This window comes from Streptomyces sp. NPDC059009 (assembly GCF_042740175.1).
Classification (GTDB): domain Bacteria; phylum Actinomycetota; class Actinomycetes; order Streptomycetales; family Streptomycetaceae; genus Streptomyces.
Genome location: NZ_JBHYJB010000007.1, coordinates 208262 through 230273, shown reverse-complemented (window position 1 = coordinate 230273; position 22012 = coordinate 208262). Strand labels below are relative to the sequence as shown.

The 22012-nt window shown below is 72.7% G+C and carries 14 protein-coding genes; 6 read left to right on the top strand and 8 right to left on the bottom strand.

Going from position 1 to position 22012, the window contains the following annotated elements; translation table 11 throughout:
- Positions 1–130 precede the first annotated feature (130 nt).
- Positions 131–1660, top strand: a complete 1530-nt coding sequence (locus ACFWYM_RS09705; protein ID WP_384832685.1) for a TerD family protein — start codon at positions 131–133, stop codon at positions 1658–1660.
- A gap of 150 nt (positions 1661–1810) precedes the next feature.
- Here ACFWYM_RS09705 and ACFWYM_RS09700 read toward each other — a convergent pair whose 3' ends face one another.
- The 5 genes from ACFWYM_RS09700 to xylB all read right to left on the bottom strand — a co-directional run bounded on the left by ACFWYM_RS09700 (position 1811) and on the right by xylB (position 8844).
- Positions 1811–3334: an aldehyde dehydrogenase family protein gene (locus tag ACFWYM_RS09700; protein ID WP_384832682.1), complete on the bottom strand. Its 1524-nt coding sequence runs from the start codon at positions 3332–3334 to the stop codon at positions 1811–1813.
- 187 nt (positions 3335–3521) lie between these two features.
- Entirely contained in the window at positions 3522–4790 is a 1269-nt protein-coding gene (locus ACFWYM_RS09695; protein ID WP_384832679.1) for a GAF domain-containing protein, read from the bottom strand.
- 225 nt (positions 4791–5015) lie between these two features.
- Positions 5016–5621 (bottom strand): N-acetylmuramoyl-L-alanine amidase, encoded by a 606-nt coding sequence (locus ACFWYM_RS09690; protein WP_384832676.1) that lies wholly within the window; start codon positions 5619–5621, stop codon positions 5016–5018.
- 480 nt (positions 5622–6101) lie between these two features.
- The gene (locus ACFWYM_RS09685) at positions 6102–7388 is read right to left on the bottom strand and encodes an ROK family protein (RefSeq protein WP_384832673.1); all 1287 of its coding nucleotides are present in this window, start codon (positions 7386–7388) and stop codon (positions 6102–6104) included.
- 13 nt (positions 7389–7401) lie between these two features.
- Entirely contained in the window at positions 7402–8844 is a 1443-nt protein-coding gene (gene xylB, locus ACFWYM_RS09680; RefSeq protein ID WP_384832746.1) for a xylulokinase, read from the bottom strand.
- Between the two features lie 137 nt (positions 8845–8981).
- On the opposite strand from xylB, the gene xylA reads away from it, so the two are divergent.
- Both xylA and ACFWYM_RS09670 read left to right on the top strand, forming a co-directional pair.
- The gene (xylA, locus tag ACFWYM_RS09675; protein ID WP_384832670.1) at positions 8982–10148 is read left to right on the top strand and encodes a xylose isomerase; all 1167 of its coding nucleotides are present in this window, start codon (positions 8982–8984) and stop codon (positions 10146–10148) included.
- An 88-nt stretch (positions 10149–10236) separates the two neighbouring features.
- The gene (locus tag ACFWYM_RS09670) at positions 10237–10674 is read left to right on the top strand and encodes a hypothetical protein (protein ID WP_384832667.1); all 438 of its coding nucleotides are present in this window, start codon (positions 10237–10239) and stop codon (positions 10672–10674) included.
- Here ACFWYM_RS09670 and ACFWYM_RS09665 read toward each other — a convergent pair.
- From ACFWYM_RS09665 to ACFWYM_RS09655, 3 genes are all read right to left on the bottom strand, one after another.
- Positions 10671–12059 (bottom strand): esterase-like activity of phytase family protein, encoded by a 1389-nt coding sequence (locus tag ACFWYM_RS09665; RefSeq protein WP_384832664.1) that lies wholly within the window; start codon positions 12057–12059, stop codon positions 10671–10673. The two genes, ACFWYM_RS09670 and ACFWYM_RS09665, sit on opposite strands and share 4 nt — an antisense overlap.
- A gap of 554 nt (positions 12060–12613) precedes the next feature.
- Entirely contained in the window at positions 12614–13906 is a 1293-nt protein-coding gene (locus ACFWYM_RS09660) for an SWF or SNF family helicase (protein ID WP_384832661.1), read from the bottom strand.
- The gene (locus ACFWYM_RS09655) at positions 13903–16770 is read right to left on the bottom strand and encodes a DEAD/DEAH box helicase (RefSeq protein WP_384832658.1); all 2868 of its coding nucleotides are present in this window, start codon (positions 16768–16770) and stop codon (positions 13903–13905) included. The genes ACFWYM_RS09660 and ACFWYM_RS09655 overlap by 4 nt, the downstream gene beginning before the upstream one ends.
- 249 nt (positions 16771–17019) lie before the next feature.
- Here ACFWYM_RS09655 and ACFWYM_RS09650 point away from each other — a divergent pair, with 249 nt between their 5' ends.
- The 3 genes from ACFWYM_RS09650 to ACFWYM_RS09640 all read left to right on the top strand — a co-directional run bounded on the left by ACFWYM_RS09650 (position 17020) and on the right by ACFWYM_RS09640 (position 22000).
- Positions 17020–18084, top strand: a complete 1065-nt coding sequence (locus tag ACFWYM_RS09650; protein ID WP_384832655.1) for a fatty acid desaturase family protein — start codon at positions 17020–17022, stop codon at positions 18082–18084.
- 107 nt (positions 18085–18191) lie between these two features.
- Positions 18192–18374, top strand: a complete 183-nt coding sequence (locus ACFWYM_RS09645) for a hypothetical protein (protein WP_384832652.1) — start codon at positions 18192–18194, stop codon at positions 18372–18374.
- Positions 18375–18580: 206 nt separating this feature from the next.
- Positions 18581–22000, top strand: coding sequence for a hypothetical protein (locus ACFWYM_RS09640; protein WP_384832649.1), 3420 nt, complete (start codon positions 18581–18583; stop codon positions 21998–22000).
- Positions 22001–22012 lie beyond the last annotated feature (12 nt).

The following is a 22012-nucleotide window of genomic DNA, read 5'->3' as shown; positions in this document are numbered from 1 at the left end:
GTCGCTTCGGGCAGCCGACTTGAAGCCCTATGGCACAGTTGGTGACACGCGTGTGCGAAGCCGGAGGAAGAATGGTAGGCAATCTCCGACGGCGGCCTCGGCCGCGAGGGTGCGGTGGGGGCGTGGTGTGATGGAGTTCGAGTCCTTGGAGGCAGCAGACCCGCGCCAGGTCGGGCCGTATCGGATCGTCGCGAAGCTGGGCGCGGGTGGCATGGGCCAGGTGTACCTGGGGCGCTCGCGAGGCGGTCGGGCAGTGGCTGTGAAAGTCATACGCTCCGAGTTGGCCGCCGACGCCAACTTCCGGGTCCGGTTCGTTCGAGAGGTCAATGCGGCCCGCCGGGTGAACGGGGCATTCACAGCGGGAGTGATCGACGCCGATCTGGACGGCTCCCCGGCTTGGCTGGCAACGGTCTATGTCCCGAGCATCTCCCTCGGGGAGGCGGTCGCTGCCCATGGGCCGTGGCCGCAGGAGAAGACACGGGCTCTGGGGGCGGGGCTGGCAGAGGCACTTGAGGCGATCCACTCCGCCGGAGTGGTCCACCGGGACCTCAAGCCCTCCAACGTGCTGCTCGCAACTGACGGCCCTCGAGTGATCGACTTCGGGATCTCGGTCACGGACGAGGCATCTGCTTTCACGCGGACTGGCATGGTGGTGGGCACACCAGGGTTCATGTCTCCCGAGCAGATCACAGGTGGCTCGGTGGGTCCGGCGAGTGACGTCTTCTCATTGGGCGCTGTGCTGGCCTTCACTGCGACCGGATCCGGGCCGTTCGGCACCGGAATGGCTCATGCGGTGAATTTCCGTGCCGTGTATGAAGAAGCCGGCCTGCGGAAACTCCCGCCCGCACTTCGGACAGTAGTGGCTGAGTGTCTGGTCAAGGACCCCGCCCAACGGATCTCTGTGTCCGCATTACTGGAGCAACTTGCTGACGCGGTCGGGGACCGTCGAAGTCTCGCCCGAACTCTTGCTGAGAATGAGTGGCTACCGGGATCGGTTGCCTCTGCAGTCCGCATACGACCTACCGCACTTCAACTCCCTGACCAATCAAGCGCCTCACTCATGGGTCAGGCTCACGCGAAAGTGCGGCCGATCTACGAAAGTACGCAGCTTCGCAAGAGTGGCACGGTCTCGCTCACTGAGAAGGCACCCGGCCTGAGGGCCGTCATCATCAGCCTGGATTGGGGCCTACGGGAGCCAGTCGGCACGGACTTCGACATCGATGCCTTCGCCTTGGTGGCTGGTGCCCATGGCAGGGTCCTGTCCGACGGGCACTTTGTGTTCTTCAACAACCGCCGGAGCCCTGAGGGGGCGGTCGAACACCTCACTGTGGGAAACGAGCGTGGCAGCGAGAGGATCAAGATTGATCTGGCCACCGTCCCGGCGGAGACCGCGAAGATCGTATTCCCGGTCGCGATCTACGATGCACAAAGTCGGCAGCAGAGCTTCGGCAGCGTCGGCCACTTGTGCATCCGAGTCACTGATTGGTTGGACGGCCAGGAGATGGCCCGGTACGAGTTCGCCGCGGATGTCTCGACCGAGTGCGCCGCAGTCTCCGGTGAGCTCTATCGGAGCAGCACAGAATGGAAGTTCCGGGCCGTTGGCCGAGGCTACGCCTCTGGCTTGAAAGGCATCGCACTCGACCACGGAGTCCACGTCTAGTTCTCTCGCTGCGCGAGACAGGCGGCACGGGTCGGGACTCGCCAGCTGGTCCCCACGCATCCTCTCCTGCGGCCTCCTGCAGTTCTGGGAGGGATGACTGAGAGGCGCCTGACGGGTGAAAGCCCAGGGCAGGCGCCTCTTCACGTGCTCCTAGAAGAAGCCGAGCTTCTTCGGCGAGTACGAGACGAGCAGGTTCTTCGTCTGCTGGTAGTGCTCCAGCATCATCTTGTGCGTCTCGCGTCCGATCCCCGACTGCTTGTATCCGCCGAAGGCGGCATGCGCCGGATACGCGTGGTAGCAGTTCGTCCAGACGCGGCCCGCCTGGATCGAGCGGCCCGCCCGGTAGGCGGTGTTGATGTCCCGCGTCCACACGCCCGCGCCGAGCCCGTACAGCGTGTCGTTGGCGATCTTGATGGCGTCGTCGAAGTCGCTGAACGACGCGACCGAGACGACCGGGCCGAAGATCTCCTCCTGGAAGATCCGCATGCGGTTGTCGCCCTCGAAGATCGTCGGCTGGACGTAGTAGCCGCCCGCCAGCTCGCCGTCGTACTCGATGCGCTGTCCGCCCGTGAGGACCTTCGCGCCCTCCTGCTGGCCAATGTCCAGGTAGGAGAGGATCTTCTCCAACTGGTCGTTGGACGCCTGCGCGCCGATCATGGCGTCGGTGTCGAGCGGGTGGCCGGGCTTGATCTGCTCGGTGCGGGCCACCGCCGCTTCCAGGAACTCGCTGTAGTGCCCGCGCTGGATGAGGGCGCGCGACGGACAGGTGCACACCTCGCCCTGGTTGAGGGCGAACATGGTGAAGCCCTCGAGGGCCTTGTCGCGGAAGTCGTCGTTCGCGGCCCACACGTCGTCGAAGAAGATGTTCGGCGACTTGCCGCCCAGCTCCAGGGTCACCGGCTTGATGTTCTCGGAGGCGTACTGCATGATCAGCCGCCCCGTCGTGGTCTCCCCGGTGAACGCGACCTTGGCGACGCGCGGGCTGGAGGCCAGCGGCTTGCCCGCCTCGACTCCGAAGCCGTTGACGACGTTGACGACACCCGGCGGCAGCAGATCCGACACCAGGTCCAGCCAGACGTGGATGGAGGCGGGGGTCTGCTCGGCGGGCTTGAGGACGACTGCGTTCCCGGCCGCCAGCGCGGGCGCCAGCTTCCATGTCGCCATCAGGATGGGGAAGTTCCACGGGATGATCTGCGCGACCACGCCGAGCGGCTCGTGGAAGTGGTACGCGACCGTGTCGTCGTCGACCTCGCTGAGCGAGCCCTCCTGCGCGCGGATGACGCCCGCGAAGTAGTGGAAGTGGTCGATGGCCAGGGGGATGTCGGCGGCCAGCGTCTCGCGCACCGGCTTGCCGTTCTCCCAGCTCTCGGCGACCGCGAGCAGTTCGAGGTTCGCCTCCATCCGGTCGGCGATCTTCCGCAGCACGTCCGCCCGTTCACCCACGGAGGCGCGGCCCCAGGCCGGTGCCGCGGCGTGCGCCGCGTCCAGGGCGCGCTCCACGTCCTCGGCGGTGCCGCGGGCGATCTCGGTGAACGGCTGCCCATTGACCGGGCTCGGATTCTCGAAGTACTGGCCGCGCGCGGGCGGGACGTACTCGCCGCCGATGAAGTGGTCGTAGCGGTCCTGGTAGGAGACGACTGCGCCCTCGGTGCCGGGTGCCGCGTAACGGGTCATCTTCACTTGCCTCCCGGAGACGGCCGCCCGCCGTCGGGCGGCACTCGCCCGGAGGTTAGACACGCGAACGTTGCACGGACGTTGCGCTCGAGAGATGGGGCGGGAGTCGGGGGAGGCCGGGAGTTGGGGGAGGACGGAAGGTGCGGGAAGTCGGGAGTCACGGGCGGGTGTTACGGGAGGTCGGGAGTCACGGGAAGTCGGGCGCCGCCGACGTCAGCGCGCCGTCCAGCTCGGCGAGGCGGGCCAGCACAGGAGGCGTCGGGCGTACGGCGGCCAGGGCGCGCCACACCGCGAAGTCGTCCTCGCCCCACGGGGAGTGCGCCCAGTCGGACAGGAGGTCGGGGTCGCGGCGCGTGACGAGGGCCGCCCGGAGCTCATCCGCGAGGCGGCGCCGCAGCCGCGCCACCGCGGGCGCCTGAGAGGCGGGCAGCAGTGGTCCCGAGTACGCCGCCACGGCCGCCGTGACGGAGCCCGCCGCGAGCCGCCGCTCGACGAGCGCGACGTCCGACTCCACCCGCGCGGCGAGCCGATAGGGCCGCGACCGGAGCAGCTCCGGACCCAACACGCGGCGCAACCTGGCCAGTTCGGCGCGCAGCGTCACCGGGGTGACCGACTCGTCCTCGTACAGCGCGCACAACAACTCGTCCCCGCTCAGGCCCTCCGGGTGGCGGGCGAGCAGCACCACGATCTCGCTGTGCCGACGGCTGAGGCGCACCTTGCGGCCGTGCGCGAGCAGCAGCGCCTCGTCGCGGCCGAGCGCGGTGAGCTCGACCGTGTCGCCGGTCGCGGGGCGCGGTGCGGACGCGGCGAGTTGGAGCTCCGCCGCCCGCGCCACCGCCTGCACGAAGGCGAGGCTGTGAGGATGGGCGAGCCCGTCCCCGCCGGTGATGTCGATGGCCCCGAGCAGCCGCCCGGTGCGCGGGTCGTGCACCGGGGCGGCCGCGCACGTCCACGGCTGCACCCGCCGCATGAAGTGCTCGGCGGCGAACACCTGCACCGGCCGGTCCACGGCGACCGCCGTCCCCGGCGCGTTCGTCCCCATGGCCGACTCCGCCCAGCGCGCGCCCGGCACGAAGTTCATCCGCCCCGCCCGCTGCCGCGTCGCGGCGTGCCCCTCGACCCAGAGCAGCCTGCCGTGCGCGTCGCACACCGCGAGCAGATGTTCGCCGTCCGAGGCGTACGTGCCCATCAACTCCCGGCAGAGCGGCATCACACGAGCGAGGGGATGCTCGGCCCGGTACGAACCGAGCTCGCCGTCGGTGAGCTCCACCGACGCCTCGAACCCTTCGGGGCTGACCCGCGCGCGGGCCGAGCGCCGCCAGGAGTCGGCCACCACGGAGCGGACCGGCCGGGCCACCGTGCCCGCCGCGGTGAAGCTCTCATGCGCGCGACGCAGTACCCGCAACCGCTCGGCGGGGTCTGCACCGGGCTCGAGGGCCACCCATGGATCGGTCAACTCGGCCTCCCGGGACGGCGATGCGGTGCTGCCATCGTCGCCCCGGAAACGGCGCGCGACAACCGTGCCGACCGGGTTCGCGTCAGCCCCGGACGCACGACCGGTCCGCGACGTCAGCCCCGGACACGCGCCCGAACCTCGCCCGGACCTCGCCCGGTTCCCAGCCCGGTCCTCGCCCGCTCCGCGTCCGGTCCGCGCCCGCTCCGCGTCCGGTTCGCGCCCGCCTCAGGCCGAGTTGACGAGCCGTATGTAGCGCGACCAGTCCCAGTAAGGTCCGGGGTCGGTGTGGTCACTGCCCGGTACCTCGTAGTGCCCGATGATGTGCTTGCGGTCCTTCGGCATGCCGTACTTGTCGCACACGGCCGCGGTGAGGGCCGCCGACGCCTCGTACAACGCGTCGGTGAAGTACTCCGGCTTGTCCACCCACCCTTCGTGTTCGATGCCGATGCTGCGGGTGTTGTAGTTCCAGTTGCCCGCGTGCCAGGCGATGTTGCGCTCACGGACGCACTGGGCGATGTGGCCGTCCTTGGAGCGGACGACGTAGTGGGCGGAGACCTTCTTCGCCGAGTTCTGGAAGATCGCGAGGGTGTCCGCGTAGGTCTCCTGGGTGACGTGGACGATGACGAAGTCGAGCGGATAGCTGCTCGGGCGGTTCGACGCCGAGTAGTTGGACGTACTGGCAGGGACCCACTCGGCGAGCGGATAGTCGACGGCCTCGGCCCGGGCGGCGGCGCGTGTGGCGGGGAGCAGTGCGGCCGGGACAGCGGCGACGGCCGCGCCTTGCAGGAGGCGGCGCCTGCTCAACGAAGGGAGTCGTCTGGCTCGATCCATGGCTGATCTGCCTCTCGGTGGGGGGAACGCTGGCCTTTCCGTAGCGCCTTTCAGAGGGGAGGCCGCACCGTGTGTGTGGGGGCGACGCGGCGGTTTCCCGCCGGCGGGCGTGGGATGCCGCGGGTGATCGTCGTGGAGGCCGTCCGACGGGCTGGGGCGTCTCGCGTGAAATACGGTACGGGGCCCGGAGGTTGGCGTGGAAGAGGGTACGGCGCAGCTGTGGATAACTCGCCGGTTGTGAACAACGCACGTCAGAGGTCCAACCAGTGGCGGTTCGGGCCTCGCGCGAGCTCAGGGCTTGATGGCGGGACACGCCGCGCTCGACGCCCCGCGGGCGGTGCGTGACGGTTTCACGCCGGGTTCTCCGGCACTCGGTTCAAGAGCGCTCGGCCGGTCCGCTCTCCCGCTCTCGACGGGGCCCGTCCTCAGCGCCGCGCTGTCCGTCCCGCCGTGTCCGGCTCCTTGGTCCGGCGCCCTGGTTCAGCCCTTGACCGCCGCCGGATCGTCGAGCACCGCCCGCACCACCGAGTGCGCCGCCCCCAGCAGCGGCCCCTCGCGGCCGAGCCGGGAGACCGTGACCGCGCACGCCCGGTGGGCCGTCCGCCCGTTCAACTCCCGCTCCAGCGTGGGCAGCAGCCACGGTGCGAGCTCCGACAGGGCGCCGCCGAGCACGACGGCACGCGGGTCGAGCAGGTTCACCGCACCGGTCAGGGCGATACCGAGAGCGGTCCCGGCGCCGCGCAGCGCCCGCAGCACGTCCCGGTCGCCCTGCCCGGCCCGCTCGGCGAGCAGGCCCACCCGGTCCGCGCCCGGCTCCAGGGCCGCCGCGCGCAGGACCGCCTCCTCGCCCGCGTACTGCTCCAGGCAGCCCCGTCCGCCACAGGGGCACGGCGGCCCCCCGGGCCGCACCGGCACATGACCCAACTCGCCCGCGAAGCCACGGGTTCCACGCAGCAGCCGGCCGTCGACCACCAGGGCCGCGCCGATTCCGATCTCCGCCGAGACGTGGAGGAAGTCCTGTGGTGTGCCCTCGGCGAGCCAGAGTTCCGCGAGGGCGCCGAAGTTGGCCTCGTTGTCGACGGTGAGAGGGAGGTCCTCGGGTGCGCGGAGGCGTGGCGGGGCGGGGAGCTCCGCGGTGAGGAGGCCGCCGACGTCGGTGTCGTGCCAGTCCAGGTTGGGCGCGCGCACCACCGTCCGGGTGTCGCGCCCCACGAGGCCGGGCACGGCCAGGGCCAGACCCGCGGGCCGCAGCCCGGCGCCCTCCGCCTCCGCGCTCACCCGCCGTACCAGCGCGGCGAGTTCACGTACGACGGTCCGTGGGTCCCGCCCCCGGTTCGAGCCCTGGCGCTCGGCACGCGCGCGTACCTCGCCCCTCAGGTCGACCGCGCACACCGCGAGGTGATCGACACCGATCTCCGCGCCGAGCCCCACCGGCCCACGCCCGCTGACCACGAGCGCGGAGCCGGGGCGGCCGACCTTCCCGGGGCGCCGGACACCGTCGAGGCGCTCGGGCCCCGGCTCCTCCAGGAGACCGGAGCGGATCAACTCGTCGACAAGGGTGGACACCGCGGCCCTGGTCAGGCCGATGCGGGACGCGACGGAGGCGCGGGACACCGGACCGTGTGCCGCGACGGCGTGCAGCACCCGCGCGAGGTTGCGGCGGCGCATGCCCTGCTGGGTGTCGGGCAGGGGGGTGCCGGAGTCGCCGGGCCGCGCATCGTGCGCGGGCATGTTGCCGGGGCGCGCCTGGTGCGCCGGTGCGCTCATGCTGTTCCCACCCTCAGTTCCGCGGCGCCCTGCCGAGGAGCGGCGCCGCGTCGGAGAGTACCCCGGTCATGCGTGCGAGAGCCGCCTCGTCCCGGGGTGCGGCGTCGAGGACGGGGCCCTCGGCGGTACCCCAACGCCGCGCCACCGCCGCCGGATCCTCACCGGTCAGCAGCCCCGCGGCCTGCGCGGCGGCGCCGAGGGCGACCAACTCCCGGGCCCGGGGCACCTGGACGGGGCGCCCGGTCAGGCGCCGTACGGTCTCCTGCCAGGCCCGGCCGCGCGCCCCGCCCCCGATGAGCAGCAGCGGTTCCGCCCGGTCGGCGTCCTCCTCCAGGACCAGGTCCAGGGCGTTCAGCAGGGAGTGCACCGCCCCGTCGTAGGCGGCCTGCAGCAGCTGGCCCGGCGTGGTGTCGTGTCGCAGCCCGTGCAACAGGCCGGAGGCGTGCGGGAGATCGGGGGTGCGCTCGCCGTCCAGGTAGGGCAGCAGCGTGAGCCCGCCCCCGGGCTCGACGGCCTCGCGGTCCAGGCTCAGGAGCGCGGCGACGCGGTCGACCGCCAGGGTGCAGTTGAGGGTGCAGGCCAGCGGCAGCCACTCCCCGCGCGCGTCGGCGAACCCCGCGACCGTGCCCGTCGGATCCGCCGGGCGGCGCCTCGCGACGGCGTAGACCGTGCCGGACGTGCCGAGGCTCAGCACCGCAGCGCCCGGGCGCAGGCCGAGCCCGAGCGCCGCCGCCGCGTTGTCGCCCATTCCCGGGGCGACCAAGGTGCCGGGGGAGAAGGGCAGTTCGATGCCGCCGCGGACCGTGCCGGCGACCTCTCCCGGACCCACGACCCGGGACAGGCGTGCGGGATCGAGGCCCACCATGGCGAGGATGTCCTCGTCGTACGACTCCGTGGCCGAGGCCCACCAGCCGGTGCCGGAGGCGTCGGAACGGTCCGTGGTGCCGACGCCGGTGAGGCGTTCGGTGAGGTAGTCGTGGGGGAGCCGCACGGCGGCGGTGGCGCGCGCCGCGTCGGGTTCGTGCTCGCTGAGCCAGGCCCACTTGGTCACCGTGAAAGACGGCCCCGGCACGCTGCCGACGCGCTCCGCCCACTCCTTGCCGCCGCCGAGCCGCGCCACCAGGGCCTGCGCCTGCGCCGCCGAACGCACGTCGTTCCACAGCAGCGCGGGCCGGACCGGCCTGCCGTGCGCGTCGAGGGTGACGAGGCCGTGCTGCTGTCCGCCGACGGCCACGGCGGCCGCCTCGTGGGCGGCCGGGCCGCACGCGGCGAGCGCCGTGCACAGGGCGTCGAACCACTGCTCCGGGTCGCTCTCCCGGCCGGGCCCCGTGGTGACCGTGTGCGGGGCCTGGCCGCTCGCCACCACGCTTCCGGTGGCGGCGTCCACGACCAGAGCCTTCGTGGACTGCGTGGAGCTGTCCACGCCGACGACGAGGGGGCCCTCGGCTGCTGGCACTGCTGACATCGCGGATCTCCGTTCCTGCGGCTGCCGTTGGGGCGACTTCTTGTTCCTGTCTTCCCAGCGATGCTCCCGGATACTAATTTGTAAATCGCCATGACGAATAGGTGTCGCGCCGAACCAGGGAGTCGCACATGACGTACCAGCCCACTCCGGAGGACAAGTTCAGCTTCGGTCTGTGGACCGTCGGGTGGCAGGGAAGGGACCCGTTCGGGGAGGCCACCCGGGCCCCGCTCGACCCGGCCGAAGCGGTCCGCCGGCTCGCCGAACTCGGTGCCTACGGAGTGACCTTCCACGACGACGACCTGATCCCCTTCGGTGCGGCGGAGGCCGAGCGCGCGGAGCACGTGAAGAGGTTCCGGCGGGCCCTGGACGACACCGGCCTGGTCGTGCCGATGGCGACGACGAACCTCTTCACGCACCCCGTCTTCAAGGACGGCGCGTTCACCGCCAACGACCGTGACGTACGGCGCTACGCGCTGCGCAAGACGATCCGCAACATCGACCTGGCGGTGGAGCTCGGCGCCCGCATCTATGTGGCGTGGGGCGGCAGGGAGGGCGCGGAGTCCGGCGCGGCCAAGGACGTACGGGCCGCGCTCGACCGCATGAAGGAGGCGTTCGACCTGCTCGGCGAGTACGTCACGACACAGGGATACGACCTGCGCTTCGCGATCGAACCCAAGCCCAACGAGCCGCGCGGCGACATCCTGCTGCCCACTGTCGGCCACGCCCTCGCGTTCATCGAGCGCCTGGAGCGTTCCGAGCTCTTCGGAGTCAACCCCGAAGTGGGCCACGAACAGATGGCCGGGCTCAACTGCCCGCACGGCATCGCCCAGGCCCTGTGGTCCGGCAAGCTCTTCCACATCGACCTCAACGGCCAGACCGGCGTCAAGTACGACCAGGACCTGCGCTTCGGGGCGGGCGATCTGCGCAGCGCCTTCTGGCTGGTCGACCTCCTGGAGAGCGGTGGCTACGAAGGCCCGCGTCACTTCGACTTCAAGCCACCGCGTACAGAGGACGCGGACGGGGTGTGGGACTCGGCGGCGGGCTGCATGCGCAACTACCTGATCCTGCGCGAGCGTTCGGCGGCCTTCCGCGCCGACCCGGAGGTGCACGCCGCCCTGCGCGCGGCCCGGCTCGACGAACTGGCGCGGCCCACCGCCGAGGACGGTCTCGCCTCGCTCCTGGGCGACCGCGCGGCCTTCGAGGACTTCGACGTGGACAAGGCCGCGGCACGCGGCATGGCCTTCGAACGCCTCGATCAACTCGCGATGGACCACCTTCTGGGAGCGCGCGGCTGACCGGTTCGGCGCGATCCCCGCCCGTATCGCGGTCTCAACTCACGTACGGGGGTCGCTTCCTGACCCTTCCGAGGCGACTCTTGTCGGTATGGCCATGCCGCCGGTACCGCCGCAGCCTCCGCCGCCGGGTGACGCGCCGCCTCCGGGAAGCGGCGGATTCGGACCGCCCCCAGGCGGCTACGGCCCGCCCTCCGAAGGCGGCGGCGACGGCCCGCCGCCCGTCGCACCCGGAGGTCCGGACGGGCGGCGGAACGGGCTGTACATCCTGCTCGCGACGGCCGTGGCCGTGGCGGCGATCGTCGTCGTGGTCGTCCTCGTCGCGGGCGGTGACGACTCCAAGGACGACAAGGGCCCCGGGGACCGCCGGTCCACCCCGTCGGCCCGGCCCACGCCGACGTTCAGCGTCCCGGAGATCCCCTCGCAGATCCCCACCCGACTGCCCACGAGGGTCCCCACCCGGCTGCCCAGCGAACTGCCTTCGATCCCCTCCGGCTTCCCCAGCGAACTCCCCTCGGGCCTCGGTTAGCCGATCGCCCGCGGCAGCCGCACATACGTCACGGTGGTCTCCACACCGCTGTCCACCAGGCGGCCGTCGCCGTCGAACGCGCCCGGCCCGTCCGTCATGCCGAAGTCGTTGTCGTTGATCAGCGCCAGCGTGTCCCCGTCGACCCGGGCCACGCCCTCGATCTTCCCGGGCACGCCCTTGACCTTCCCGAGGTCCACCGCGAGCCGCTTGCGCAGGACGGGCACTCCGGAGCCCTCGGGGTCGTCGAGCTGCTCCAGGGAGGGACGGGTGGCGTCGTCGTCCCAGCGGCCGCCGAGGATGTCCGCACGCCGCTCCAGGCGCACCAGGTGGAGCCGGGCTGCCTTGTCGGTGCGCTCCTCGACGAGCAGCCGGTCGCGCCCGACGGCCACCACGGAGGAGATCTTCAGCTCTGAGGTGTCGTCCTCGCCCGGGTCGACGACCCCCACCGGGTCGAAGCGGTAGGCGTACTCGGCGGTGACGGCCTGCTTCTTGGGCGAGAAGCGCAGCAGCCGCGTCGTACGGGAGGCTGCGCCCGCGTCCTCGTCCGGGACGGACAAGGGGCTCTGCACGGCCATCACCAGGTCGCCGCCCGGCAGTTGGGCGAGCCCTTCGAATCCCCGGTTGATCTTGCGGTGGAGCAGGATGCCGGGCAGTGCCTCCACGACGGGATAGTCGGCGCCGCGCAGCTTCAGGCCCTCGGGCACGTAGCGCCCCAGCACCTTCCCGCGCGCGGACACGTGGACGAGCGACGGCCCGTACTCGTCGACGAGCCAGAAGGAGCCGTCCGCGGCCCGCACGACGCCCTCGGTGTCGAGGCCGTTCGGATTGTGCGAGAGGGGCTTCTTCGCGTCATAGGAGTACGGCGCCTCGTCGCGCCCCTCCTGGTTGGACAGCCCCGTGACGGGCTTCCCTGCGCGGGTCGTGACCGGCACCGCGGAGAGGACCTGCACGCTCTTGCCGGACACCTTGATCCTGACGATCGCCGGATCGAAACCGGGCACGGGGAAGGTGCGCCGCTTGGCGCCGTCCACCTTGATCTGGCCGTTGGGCCCCCGGTCGGTGACCGTCCAGAACTCGCCCTTGCGGCCCGCCGGATACAGATCGCTGCCGATGCCGCCGAGGTCGATGCCGCGATCGTCGGCCACACTGCCGGGCAGCAAGGAGTTGCTGAACTCGCCCAGAGGAAGGTCGCCGAGCGTCGCCTGCGCGACGACCCGCGCCTCCTTGTCGCCGTGCCCTTTCTTGTCGTCGGTGCCGTCGGTGCCGCCGCCGAGCGGGACGCCGGTCGCGGTGCCCGCCACGACGATCGCGGCGAGCACGGCAATCGGCACACCGATGGCAGCGGAACGGCGGACACGGCGCGGACGCGCGGCGTGCGGTGACATCAGGGCCTCCTGAGGCGTGCGGGCGATTGCTGCGGCCAGACTTCGCCGCCGCGCCGAACGCGGGGAGACCATGAGGTGAACGGGAGGGGGCGTGTCGACGGCGCCTCCCGCGAGGGGCAGGAAGCGCCGCCGTCAACCACCGAGCCGGCCAGCGGTGATGGGGCGCGGAGCCCCTGACACACCCCCCTTCCGGTGGATCGCTGACGCGCCGGGCGCCCCCGCTGCTAGTTCGGGTGGGTGCCGACGGTGAGGCGGACACCGGGGCCGGGGCCGCCGGAGAGGCTATTCCGGCGGCCACGGCCTGTTCCCTGAACCGTTGCCTCCACGCTGACGGATGTCATGAGCGTGCTCAATCGCTGGTCAGGGCGAGTGCGCGCGCCGATGTTCCCGGCGCACGGTGTGAGGGGGCGAGTGCGCCGGTGGGCGCCGTGTGCGCTCAGGGCTCAGCCTGGGGCGGCTGCCACGGCCCGGCAGAGGATGCGGTCACCCGCCTCCGGAGGGCCCTGAGGAGGGCGTGGTCACCCGCCTCCAGAGGGCCCGGGGAGCGGGGGCGGTCACTCGCCTCCGGCGGCCACCGCCAGCGCCGTGGCCGGGTCGTGGCTCGCGGCTCCCGCGGGGGCCCAACGCCCGCGCTCCTTGCGGTAGGGCCACCACCGGCCGTCGGGTCCGTGCCGCAGCTGTACGTCGGTGCCGACCACCGTCCAGCGGTTGCGACTGGCCCGCAGGCGCGGCCGCTCGTCCTCGTCCCACGCCGCGTCCAGCGCCGCACGCGCGCGTGCCAATGCGTCCGCCTGTGGTGTCCACTCGTCCTCCAGGACCGCCAGGGCGGCAGGGCCCCCGAACCCCCAGGCCCGCACGGCGAGCGCGAGACCGTCACCGCTCCGGCCGGACTCCTGGGCGAGCCGGGCCGCCAGTGGCGCGGGCGGGTCGGCTGCGGCCAGGCGCACCGCATCCTCGCTCACGGTCAACTCCGCCTCCGTGACCTGCTGTTCATGACCGGGAGCGAGCGCCTCCGCGAGCAGCCGGTGCGCCTCGACGGCCGCCTGCGCCGCCAGGAACTCGAGCGCCGCCACGTCGATGCCCGGCGCGGGCTCCGTCTCGGTGTCCAGGCTCGGCGGCAGACCGGGCTCGGCGGGCGGAGCGGCCGGTTCGGGCAGCGGCGGCAGGATGAGCCCGTCCGCGTACGCCTCCGCGGCGTCCACGCCCTCCTGGGCTTCTTCCCGCCCCTCCTCGGAGCCCTCCCGCGGCTCGGCCCGGGCGACGCTGCGCACCTGCAGCTCGTCGAGGAACGCGCGTTCCGTCCGCCCACGGATGAGCAGCAGCGTGAACGGGTCCTGGTCGAGGAGACGTGCCATCTGGTAGCAGAGCGCGGTCGAGTGCCCGCAGTGGTCCCACGCCTCGCAGTCGCACTCGGGCTCCAGATCGCCGATGCCGGGCAGGAGTTCCACGCCCGCGGTCGCCGCGTCCTCCACCAGGTGCGGCGGCATCTCCCGGTCCAGGAGGGCGGCGATGTGCCCCGCGCGCTCCACGGTCATGGACAGGAACCGGTCCCACTCGTCCTCGCCCAACTGCGGCAGCAGGACGTCGGAACGGTGCGGCGTGCCGTCAGGGTCGGTCACCACGGCCGTGATCCTCCCGGGCCGCACCGTGACCGCCTCCACGGCTCCCGCGCGCGCGAGCCTGCGTCCGTTCTTCAACTGCCGCAGTTCGAGAGCGGTGTCCTCCAGGGCCTTGAGCCACGCCTGTCCCCACCAGGTCTGCGCGAACCCTCTGCCGTGCGCGGGAGGCAGCGCCGAGAACGTCCGCTCTCCCTGTTCGTCGTACGTTCCTTCGTGCACCGCGTTCATCGCGTCCCCCCTCGCAGTTCGACCAGCTCGGCCAGTTCGGCATCGGACAGCTCGGTCAGCGCGGCCTCGCCGGAGCCGAGCACGGCGTCGGCCAGCGCGCGCTTGCGGACCAGCATCTCCGCGATGCGGTCCTCGATCGTGCCCTCCGCGATCAGCCGGTGCACCTGCACGGGCTGTGTCTGCCCGATGCGGTACGCACGGTCCGTCGCCTGCGCCTCGACGGCGGGGTTCCACCACCGGTCGTAGTGCACGACGTGCTCGGCCCGCGTCAGGTTCAGGCCCGTCCCCGCGGCCTTCAACGACAGCAGGAAGACGGGCACTTCACCCTCCTGGAAGCTCTCCACCATGGCCTCGCGCTCGGCGATGGCGGTGCCCCCGTGCAGGAACTGCGACGGCACCCCGCGCGCGGAGAGGTGCTGTTCGATGAGGCGCGCCATCTGCACGTACTGCGTGAAGACCAGCACGCTCGCGCCTTCGGAGAGGATCGTGTCGAGCAACTCGTCCAGAAGCTCCAACTTTCCGGAGCGTCCAGGAATGCGCGGCCGGTCCTCCTTGAGGTACTGCGCGGGGTGGTTGCAGATCTGCTTGAGCCCGGTCAGGAGCTTCACGATCAGACCGCGGCGGGCGAAGCCGTCGGCGCCGGAGATCTCCGCGAGGGTCTCGCGGACCACCGCTTCGTAGAGCCCCGCCTGCTCGGTGCTGAGGGAGACGGCGCGGTCGGTCTCGGTCTTGGGCGGCAGCTCGGGCGCGATCCCGGGGTCCGACTTGCGTCGGCGCAACAGGAAGGGGCGCACGAGCTGGGCGAGCCGCTCGGCCGCCGCGGGGTCCGTGCCGCCCTCGACGGCCGCCGCGTACCGCGTCCGGAAGGTGCCGAGCCGGCCGAGCAGTCCGGGCGTCGTCCAGTCGAGGATCGCCCACAGCTCGGAGAGGTTGTTCTCCACAGGCGTGCCCGTGAGAGCCACGCGCGCACGTGCACCGATGGTGCGCAGCTGCTTGGCGGTCGCCGAGTACGGGTTCTTCACATGCTGCGCCTCGTCGGCGACGACCATGCCCCAGGGCGCCCCGGCCAGCCGCTCCGCGTCCAGCCGCATCGTGCCGTACGTGGTGAGCACGAACTCGCCGTCGGCCAGGTCCTCCAGGCTCCGCCGCGTGCCGTGGAAGCGCCGCACCGGCGTGCCCGGGGCGAACTTCTGGATCTCGCGCTGCCAGTTGCCCATCAGCGACGTCGGACAGACCACGAGGGTGGGGCCCGAGGTCGCCTCTTCGGTCTGCCGGTGCAGGTGCAGGGAGATCAGCGTGATCGTCTTGCCGAGGCCCATGTCGTCCGCGAGGCAGCCGCCGAGACCCAGGGAGGTCATCCGTGCCAGCCAGTTGAGCCCGCGCAGCTGGTAGTCGCGCAGCCGGGCGGAGAGTGCGGCGGGCTGCCCCACCGGCTCCATGCCCTCGGGGTCCGACAGGCGCTCCCGCAGCGTCGCGAGCCAGCCCGTGGGGTGCACGTCGACCGTCTTGCCGTCGACCTCCGTGGTGCCCGTCAGGACGGCGCTGAGGGCGTCGATCGGGGTGACCTTGCGGTCCTGCTGCTCGCGGGCGCCGCGGGCCTTCTCCGGATCGATGAGGACCCACTGGTCGCGCAGCCGCACCACGGGCCGGTTGGCCTCGGCGAGCCGGTCGAGCTCGGCGCGGCTCAGCTCCTGGTCGCCCAGCGCGAAGCGCCAGTTGAAGGCGAGCAGAGCGTCGGCCGACAGGTAGGAGGGCGCGTCGGAGGACAGCTTGTCCGGGCCGGTCCCCTCGTCGTCGGCGGGACCGATCACCGCGCGCGCGGTGAGGCTGCGCGCGAGCTCCTTGGGCCAGTGCACCTCGACGCCCGCGACGGCGAGCGACCGGGCGCCCTCGCCCAGGAGTTCGGTGACCTCCTCGTCGGCGAGCTCGATCGCGTCGGGCACGGAAGCCGACAGCAGGGGGGTGAGCGCTCCCCACGCGCGGGCGGCCCGGCGCAGCGCCAACAGGGCATCCATCCGGGAGTGCGGACCGAAGGCCCGGGCGGCGGCGCCCGAACCCGCCCACACCTCGGCCGCGTCCGCGACGAGCGCGGGGTCGCTGACGCTGTGGATCTGCAGCACGGCGCGGAACGGCAGCCGTGTCTCGCCGTCGGTCGCGGTGGCGAGGCCGGGCACCTCGACGCGCAGCGAGACGCGCACGCCCGCGTCATGTCCGGCGGCCACGTCGGTGGCCCACGGACGCTGCTCGGGCACGTGCTGCGGCGATACGGCGGCGAAGGCGGTGCCGCCCGCGAGGAGAGGGGCAGCGGGGGAGCGGGGCAGGGTGTCGGCGACGGCGTCGAGGAACTGCCGCAGGAGCCGCTCGGGCCGGGGCAGGCGCGGCGGCCGTGTGCCGTCCAGGGGCACGGCGTGGGCGGCGGGCGGCATCGCGGCCGCGAGCTCGCGCACCCGCTCCAGGTCGGCGGCGGACAGCGGGCCGGCGCGCCACGCGTCGTGGTCGCCCGCGCTGAGCCCCGGCAACAACAGGCCGCGTGCGGCGAGTTGCAGCGCGAGGACGGCGGCGCTGCCCCAGAAGGCGGCCGTCTCATCGGCGCCCGAGGTGCCGCGCGCGCGTGTGAGCACGGGGAGTGCGGCACGCACCGCGAGCAGCGTCGCGGGCACGTGGGTGAGCTCCACCCCGTCGGCGCCGGGCAGCGCGACGGGGACTTCCTCGGACGTGCCCGCGGCCGAGGCGGGCGGCGCCTCACCATCGGGCCGCCAGAAGGCGACCCGGCCGGTGCGCGCCGGATCGCCGGGCACGAACAGCACGGCACAGCGGGAGAGTTCGGAGATCTCGGAGGGGGAAGCGGCGGGGAGCCTGTACACGGCGATAGCGCATTCCTCAAGTTTGACTACTGCGATCAGAGTCGCCGAGAGTACAGCAATCGCAAGCCGAACTGAGGCACTGCTTGCGTGATCCCCGTCACGCCTGCCGTGCGGGGGTGTACCCAGCACCACCGCCGCACGGGGGCGGACCCCTGCTGGACACGGGTGGTGGCGCCATGGTCGCCCAAGGTCACATATCCGTACGTTTTCTCAGGTCAGGCCGTACACAGGGAGACCGGAGACACCACCATGCCGCAGGCCACCGCAGTAGCCCCCGAACGCCCGGGCACCGTCCCGGCCCCCGTCGGACGGCCTCCTGGAGGCAGCGACTTCGCGCCGCTCCTGCGCACGGTCAAGGAACAGGGGCTCCTGGACCGCCGCACCGCCTGGTACGCGCGCAGCGTCGCCCTCAACACCCTCGCCCTGGCCGCCGTGGTGACCGGCATGTTCCTCCTCGGCGGATCCTGGTGGGTGCTGCTCCTCGCCCCCGTCCTCTCCGTGCTCTGCGCCCGCACCGCGTTCATCGGCCACGACGCCGGCCACTCCCAGATAACCGGCAACCGCAAGGCCGGCCGCGCCCTCGGACTGATCCACGGCAACCTCCTCCTGGGCATGAGCGCGTCCTGGTGGAACGACAAGCACAACCGCCACCACGCCAACCCCAACCACCTGGAGAAGGACCCCGACGTGCGGCCCGGCGTCGTGGTGTTCTCCAGCCGTCACGCCAAGGCCCGAGCGGGCTTCCAGCGCTGGCTCACCCGCAACCAGGCATGGCTGTTCTTCCCCCTGACGCTGCTCCAGGGCCTGGCCATGAAGGTCTACGGCTTCCAGGACCTGCGCCGTCAGGCCCCCCGTGAACGAGCCCTGGAGGGGCTGCTCCTGGTGGCACACCTCGTCGGCTACGCCGCGCTCCTGTTCACCGCCATGCCCCTCGGCCACGCCCTCGTCTTCTTCGCCCTCCACCAGGTACTGTTCGGCCTCCATCTGGGACTTGCCTTCGCCCCCAACCACAAGGGCATGGAGATGACCGACTCCGACGGCGAGCGCTGGGGCCACCTCAGCCGCCAGGTGCTGACCTCCCGCAATGTCCGGGGCGGCGCGGTGACCGACTGGTTCCTCGGCGGACTCAACTACCAGATCGAACATCACCTGTTCCCCAGCATGCCCCGCCCCCACCTCCGCCGCGCCCAGCCGCTGGTGCGCGCCCACTGCGCGCGGCTGGGTATGCCGTACGCGGAGACCGGATTCGTCGACTCGTACCGGCAGGTGCTGCGCCACATGTACGAGGTGGGCGAGCCCCTCAGGGTCGAGTAGGGGATATTTCTCAGGGCTTCATCAGGGTCGCCTTCCGGAACCGGGGGCGGCCCGGGGCCGTTTTCCCAAGACAGAGAGCGGCAACCGCCGCGAAGGAGGCGACGCACATGTCGAAGAACGCGAAGATCGCCGCAGGAGGCGTGGCCGCCGGGCTCATCCTGCTGATCTGGCTGCCCTGGTGGGCCGCCTTCCTGATCATCGTCGGTGTCCCCGCGGCGGCCTATCTCACCCTCGACCCCGCGCAGCGCCGCAGGCTGCGCCGTGTCACGCGCAAGGAGCTCGGCCGCTGAGGAGCGTCCCCGAGCCGGTCCCGGCTCGGGGCGAGCCCTGCACCCGGCCCCCTCCCGCACCGGCCACCGCACAGGGCCGACGCTCCAGGTCGAGTGGGGGAGGACGCGCCCTCCCGTAAAACCTGTTGCGGTGACGATCGCGGGGGCGTGACCATGACGTCCATGACCTTCCGAAAGGAGGCCCGGCGATCCCACGGTGATCGCTGATGGCCACACACGAGGCGTCCCGTACGCCGTCCTCCGGAGCCCAGCCCGCCGCCCCCGCGCCCCTGACCGCGGCCTGGCTGAGCGCCCACTTCGACTCGCTGCCCTTCCCGGCCCGCATGACGGCCCTCGCGCGCTACGCCCGCACGCTCACCCCGGCCGCGTACGCCACCCTTCACGGCGCACTGGACGACGGTAGCCCCGACGAGCGGCACACCGCGCTCTTCCTCGCCGTCGCCCGCCGCGACCTCGAGGCGGTCGCGGCCGCACTGACCGACCCGCTCCTGCGCCGCCGGGCCCTGTCCGCCGCCCGCAGGCTCCCCGTTCCGGAACAAGCCCTGGAACGCCTCGCGTTGAGCGACAGCGGTGCGGCACGCCGGGAGACCTACCGCATCCTGAGGCTCAGCCGCCGACGCCCGCTCGCGGCCCGCCTGCTGCCCCTCGTGTACGAGCGGTTCGGCGCCCGCGACGCCGCCCTGCTCCTGCCCGCCTGCCCCGAACAGACGGTCACGGACTGGCTGGCCCGCATCGAGCCCAGCCATGGCGTGCTCAACACCCTCGCCCGCACCGCGCCCGCAGCCGTGGCCGAGACGCTCACCCGCCGCCGACCCGGCCGTGAGCACCGCGACCGCCACCGCTTCCGGCGCCGCCACCAGGCCGTCGCGAGCCTCGCAGCCGAGCGCGACCCGAGAGCCGGTCTCCTGCTCCTGGAGCGCGGCCCCGACCTGCTCACGCGGCGGGCCGCCCGCTCCGTGCTGCGGCGACCCGCGCAAGCGCTGGAGATCCTCCGCACCGCCCCAGCCGAATCCGACGGTTCCGCACGCGAACTCCCGCTCCCCGCGGGCCCCTTGCCGCCCTCCGTGCGGCGCGCGGTCCAGGAGCTGCCCCTCGACGACCGGGTGGAGCTGGCCCGGCGCTGCCCGGTCGGCCCCCGCGCCATCGGCGGGACACGGCACGACGTCGCCCCGGACGGGCTGCTGATGCTCCTGCCCGCCCCGCAACGCCGACAGCTCATCGAAGAACGCACCGCCCGGGTGCACCGGGTGCGGCGCCTGCCCACCAGCACCCTGACGGCGCTCGCCCCCGCCGACCGCGCGCAGCTCGTCTGGCCCTGGGTGAAGCGCTGGGCCCGCCAGGAGTGGACGATGACCCGCCTCGCCACGGTGCTCCCACTGGCCGACGGCGAACCCCTGCTGCGCGAAGAGACCGAGCACCACCGGCGCCACCACCGAGAGCTGGCCTGGCCCGCCCTCCTCGCCTGCGCCGAACTGCACGGTGACCCGGCGGAATTCGCCCGGATCTCCCTCGACTGCGAGCGGGCCTGGCACGACCAGGACGAGGTCCGCCACAGCGCCCTGCGTCAGCTGGCGAGCGCACCGCCACGGCTCCTCATGGCCCTTCCCGAGCGTGTCCTGCGCGACGTCGCACTCACCACGGTCCAGTCCCGCGACTCGACCGCACCCACCCTCGCCGCCGCGGAACGCCTGCTGCGCCGCACCGCCCAGAGCGCGGCAGCACGCGGCGAACGCGCTCGTGCCGCGTGCGCGACGGCACTGCTGTGCGAAATCACCTCCGACCCCCGATTCCGAGGACCCGTCACCCCCCTTCGTGCGGACGCGGAAACGGCACGGGCCACCTGGGACGCCGCACCCTCGCGGATCAGGGAACGCCCCGACCTCTCCACCTCCTTCGCCGAGTTGCTCGCCCCCTGGCTGAGCGACATCCCGGACCTGGACGCCCTTGTCCGGCACACGGCTTGGGGGCACGAGGACCCGCAGCTGGCGGCCCGTGCCGCCGCGGCCTGGGTGGCGCCCGCACGGCTCAGAGAACAGCGCTGCGCCGAACTGATCGCCGCGGACGCCTCGTTCGCGGCGGCGCCGATCGTGCTGCGCACCGTGGCCACCCGCCGCACGGACCTCCTCGGGCCCGTCCTGGCGGCGGCTCCTGCGGGCCTGACGGGCCGGGCGCGCCCACGGCCCACCCCCTGGGCCCCGAACCTGCCCCGCGCCGCCAGAGGGCGCTGGCTGCCCGCACAGCGCCAGGCATGGGACGAACATCACGCGCGCGTGGCCACCGACGAGCTCGCCCCGCTGCACACCCGGGCCGACGCGGCGGCCCAACTGCGCGACGCCGAGCTGCTGATGACGCTCGCGGACACGGCACCGCAGCCGGTCGCGGCATCGGCGCTCGCGGCGCTCGGCGACACGGCGGGCGCACCCGGCGACACTGCCACCACCCCCGTCACCGCCGGACCACTTCTCGACGCCCTCCTGCGCCACGCGGCCGGCGGCGGAGTGCGCGGGCGCGCCGCCATGGCCTCCGTACGACACCTCCTGGAGGACCTCACCGACCAGGAGGCGGTGCGGCTCCTCGGGCCCGTGGCCCGCAGGACGGACGCGCCCGTCGGCACGCGCAAGGAAGCCGTCCGCGCTCTGGGTGTGCTCCACGAAGAGGCCGCCTTCGACGCCCTGTTGGCCGCATGGGACGCGCCCGGGCAGCACCGCGACGTGCGTGCGGTGGTGGCGCGTCTCCTCGTCCCCCGCATCACGCGCTCCGATGTCGCCGACCGTCTCGTGCGACAGGCCCATGAACCCGCCGTACGGGAAGCGGTCCTCCACGCGCGTGGGGGAGCCGTTCCCGACTCCGCCGCGCGGGCCTACCGGGACTTCCTCACCCACCTGGCCAAGGACGGCGACGACGACACCGCGGCGGCTGCCTGCGGCGTGCTGCCCTCCTGGCTCACCTACGACTCGGAAGCGGCGATGAATGCCGTCGCCGACCTCGCGGTCGATCAGCGGCGGACCCGCCGGGTGTGGGACGCGGCGGCCCGGCAACTGGTCTGGTTCCCACGGGGCCCGGTCACGGCCGCCGTCCTGCAGCGGGTCTTCGACGAGCTGGCCGCACGCGGCGGCGCGGCGGACCGACAGGTCGCTGCGGACGCGCTGCGCCGCCTCGCGGCACTCCCCGACAGCCTGCGCGTCCAAGGGGGACCTGCCTCGTCGCTGCCCATCGCCGACGCGCTGGGCCTGAGCCTGCGGCGCGCGGGCCTGCTGCCCGAGGCGGCCCGGCTGACCTGGGAGACCGCCCTGACCGCCATACACCATGGAGAGCACGACGTGCGGCGCTGGGAGCGGCTGCTGGCCCTGGTCGAGGAGCGCCCCGAGCGGCTCGCGGCGGGGCGGGACCCCTACCTGCACGTGCCCGGCCCACGCGCGCGGGAGGCGCTCCTGCAGGCCGCCCGCATGCTCAGGGAGCGAGGCACCGCACCGTCCGGAGCACTGGCCGTCACGCTGGTCCGCGCGGGCGGCAGGGCCACGGGGTGGCCGGACGCCTGGCGGGCCGAACTGGCGGCGCTGTGCGCGCACTCGGACTCCGACACGGCCATGGCCGCCTTCCTCGTCGACCCCGACGCCGCCCGCTGAACCACCGGGTGA